This is a genomic window from Azospirillum himalayense (genome assembly GCF_042657465.1).
Taxonomy (GTDB): Bacteria; Pseudomonadota; Alphaproteobacteria; order Azospirillales; family Azospirillaceae; genus Azospirillum; species Azospirillum himalayense.
This window is the reverse complement of record NZ_JBHSLC010000097.1, coordinates 1-3,310: the sequence shown is the minus strand read 5'-3', so window position 1 is coordinate 3,310 and position 3,310 is coordinate 1. Positions and strand designations below refer to the sequence as shown.

The window sequence follows — 3,310 nt, the reverse complement described above, 5'->3', positions numbered from 1 at the left end:
TATAAATCCAGAATTCTGCAAACCGTCGTTGATTGCACATTATTTGCAGACACCTTTTAATCATGTGGCCGTGGGTTCGAATCCCACCCGGATCACCATTTTTCCAATGGGTTAGTGGGTGTTTCCCGACAGCCAAGCCCCTATCTGCGACCTTTTGCAGCAATGCTTGGAGCTTGCACATTCCCGTCCCCGCAATGCGGGTGGGATAGATGGCCGTCGCGGATTACGCGCCTTCCCTCCTTCTTCGGAGCACCAGCGCCACTGGGCCCACAGGCTTCCCGCGATCAGCTTCTCATAGCGTTCGTCGCTGGATGGGTTTGGTATCCAGCGTACGGAGCAGCCGCTGAGCGGGATGGTGCTGCCGTGTGGACGGCGCTCACGACATCGTGGAGCAGCGGACAGGCCGAAGCTCAGATCAACAAGCTTTACCCGACCTCCGCTACGGCGGAATCGCTGCAACAGAACCCACTACACCCCCACCCAGCTGCAGGCCGACCAACGCCGAGTTGATCGGCCGGCCGCAGCTGAGCTACTCTTGGGCGCTTGAACACGTCCATACGGGTGTCCCAAATCCGGGTCGCGGTTTGAAGGTCGAGGGAGTCGGGTTGATGGCCACGATCGGCGAAGTCCTGGCCATGGCGTTCACCGATCACCGTGCGGACCGCGTTCCCGAGGCGACCGCTCTCTATCGCCGGGTGCTGGAGGCCGACCCGGCCAACCCCAGCGCCTTGTATTTGCTTGGGATGGCCGAGTGGCAGACCGGCCGGCCGGCCGCATGCCTGACCCTGGTCGGGCGCGCGCTTCAGCTCAATCCCAGCTGGATCGAGGTCCGGGTCAACCGGGCCACCATCCTGGACAACACCGGACAGCCGGCGGAGGCCACCGCCGAGTGGCGGCGGCTGACCCTCTTCGATCCAGGCCATCCGCCGGCTTGGCGCAACCTTGGCGACGCATTCCAAGCCCAGGGCGATGCCGGGGCCCCACAGGCGATCGGCGCGTTGCAACGCGCTGCCCGCCTCAATGCCAGCTTGGCCGAGGTTCATCACGACCTGGGGGTGGTTCTTCGCCGCGCCGGCCGGCTCGACGAGGCGGTGGACAGCCTGGTCCGTGCGATCGCGGTCAAGGCCGAGCTGGTGCCCGCCCACATGAACCTGGGCAACACCCTGCTTGAACGCGGCGATGACGCTGCGGCCCAGGCCAGCCTCCGGCGCGCGCTGGCTCTCAGCCCGGCCAGTCCCGGATGCTGGTACAATTTCGGCAACGCCCTGCACAGCCATGGCGACCCGCAAGGAGCGCTGCGAAGCTACCAGCGGTCGGCGCGGCTGGGGCTTGCCCTCGCCCATGTGCGTGTGGCGGCGGCGCTGATCGACCTGGGCCGCCCGGCCGAGGCCCAGGCCGAACTGACCGAAAGCCTGCCGGTCCTGGGCGCCGATGTTCCCCTCAGCATCGAGTTTCTGGCCAACATTTTCCTTCAACGCGACCGGTGGGCCGAGGGGCGGGCGTTCTTCACCCGGCTGGCGGCGACGCCGATCGGCGGCGTGATCTATCGCGGGGAATGCCTGACCGCGCTCGCCGCGCTCGATCTGCGGGACGGCGCGCCTCACGCTGCCTGCGACCGGCTGGCGGCGGTCCGCGGGGACAACGGCTGGTTCTTCACCGTGAAGTCGCTCGCCGCCTTGCGCGCGACCCTGGCCGATCAGGGGCTTCGGCTGGTCCGCCCTGCTGCCATGGGGGCAGCCATGGGAGGAGTGGATGGCCGGCACCGGCCCCCGCGGGTGACCTCGTCGTCGCTGGCCACGCGGGGCCGCTTCGCCCATACCGTCATGGAGTACATCCTGGTCCGGCTCTACGCCGAGCGGTACGGCTTCGTGCTGGAGACGCCCGACTGGGTGGGCGGCACCTTCTTCGACCTGAACGATCCGCCGCAGAGCGGTCCGCTGCCGCCGCTGCTGTTTTCCCGCCGCATCCTCAACGATCTGGTCAGCGGCACCGCGGAGCGGGCGCCGATCGCCGATCGTGACATCCTCTCGCCCCTGTTCCTGTTCGAGCACAAGCGGGTGTACCGGGAGCGGGTCCAGTCCTGGCTGACGCCGCGCCGGGTCTGGGCGCCGCACCTCGCCCCGGCGATCGAACGGTTGCGGACGGCGGGAAACACGGTGGTCGCGCTCCACATCCGGCGCGGCGACTTCGTGACGTGCAACTATCCCATCACCGAGACCGCCTGGTACGTCGACTGGCTGCGGGAGTGGTGGCCGCGCCTGGACCGGCCGGTGCTCTATGTGGCCAGCGACGACGTCGCGGCGGTCCGCCACGCCTTCGCGGAGTTCCATCCCCTGACGCGGGCCGATGTCGTGGAGGAATGGGCGGGGTTGGACTTCCTTCAGGATTTCCATGTGCTGATGAACGCCGACGTGGTCGGCACCAGCGCCGCCAGCGGCTTCAGCGTTCTTGCCGCCCGCCTCAACACCCGCGCCCGCCTGTTCGTCGAGCCGGACGTCACCGCCCGCCTCATCCGGCCCTTCGAACCGTGGACCCCCTGACGCCGCCCGCCACGGGTCAAGGGGCACTCGTCATGGACGGGAACGGGCAAAGGCTTGGAGAGCGGCGCGGACACGGCCCACGACGGGCGCCCATTCGCCACGCCGGTCCTGACGGAACAGGCGCATGGTCGGGTACCACGGCGTGCACAGCCCCCGGTCCAGCCAGCGCCAGTCGGGCGAGAAGGGCAGCACCGTCCAGACCGGGCGGCCGAGCGCCCCGGCCAGATGCGCCGGTGCCGTGCAGGAGCTGATGACGAGGTCGAGCTTCTCCATGATCGCCGCGGTGTCGGCGAAGTCCGCGATCTCCGCGCCGAGGTCGGTGAAGGACGGCGGCAGCGGCCCGCAGGTCTCCAGGTCCTGCCGCCCCGCCCCCTTCTGCAAGCCGAAGAACGAGACGCCCGGAACGTCCAGCAGCGGAAGGAAGGCCTTCAGGCGGGGCGACCGGATGTGGTCGGCCTTGAATTCGGGATTTCCCGCCCAGACCAGCCCCACCCGCAGCCCGCACGGTGGCGCCAGGCGCGTCGCCCAGCGTGTCACCAGCTCCGGCTCGGCGCGCAGATAGGGGGTGTCGGCGGGGATGGTGTAGAGCATGGTGCCGAGCCGGTGCGGAAGGCTGGCCAGGGCGTCGTGCGCGTCGTGCGGCGGTGGCGGGTCGAACCGGCTGACCACACCCTCGATGCCCGGCATGGCGGAGAGCAGGCGGACGAGCTGGCTGTTGCACTCGATGAGGACGCGCACGCCCCGCGCCTGAAGCCGCGGGGCGAAGCGGG

The 3,310-nt window shown here is 68.9% G+C and carries 2 protein-coding genes; one reads left to right on the top strand and one right to left on the bottom strand.

Annotated elements, in window-relative coordinates; all coding sequences use genetic code 11:
* The first annotated feature begins 608 nt into the window (after positions 1 to 608).
* Positions 609 to 2,540, top strand: a complete 1,932-nt coding sequence (locus ACFPMG_RS27760; RefSeq protein WP_376998435.1) for a tetratricopeptide repeat protein — start codon at positions 609 to 611, stop codon at positions 2,538 to 2,540.
* A 30-nt stretch (positions 2,541 to 2,570) separates the two neighbouring features.
* On the opposite strand, the gene ACFPMG_RS27755 is transcribed toward ACFPMG_RS27760, so the two are convergent.
* Positions 2,571 to 3,310, bottom strand: a 740-nt coding sequence (locus ACFPMG_RS27755) for a glycosyltransferase family 9 protein (RefSeq protein ID WP_376998434.1), incomplete at its 5' end; no start/stop codon positions are given.